Here is a 370-nt window from a genome sequence, read left to right on the forward strand (position 1 = left end):
AGTTTGTATATATCTTTTAAAAGGTATATGATTAAGAAAAACGGCAGGAGGTATCTGAATGAAATCACATAAATATTGGTCTATCGGTGCACTGATTACAATGCTTGGAACTTTTTATACAGGTTATAAGGGATCAAAAGAAGGCCATAAGTACTTTGCAGCAAGTTCTTTGCTTTGCATGATTATGGCTATTTATACAGGACACAAGATGATTTCTGGTAAAAGTAGGAAGAAAAAAGAAGTTTCAGTAGAGAGTGTTGAAGATTAAAAAACAAAATATTTTAATAAATAACGCCGGTGCGGGATTTTTGATATCCAGTACTGGCGTTATTTATTCTACAGGGGCTTGGGGGTGTAGCCACCAAATATA

At 34.3% G+C, this 370-nt stretch carries 1 protein-coding gene; it reads left to right on the forward strand.

The features are described from left to right. Window positions 1-58 precede the first annotated feature (58 nt). A complete protein-coding gene (locus LI112_RS17955; RefSeq protein ID WP_008392833.1) occupies window positions 59-268 on the forward strand; it encodes a DUF6219 family protein in 210 nt (69 codons plus the stop codon). Window positions 269-370: the final 102 nt, after the last annotated feature.

The sequence above is a fragment of the Blautia sp. 210820-DFI.6.14 genome, from assembly GCF_020558815.1.
Classification (GTDB): domain Bacteria; phylum Bacillota; class Clostridia; order Lachnospirales; family Lachnospiraceae; genus Blautia_A; species Blautia_A obeum.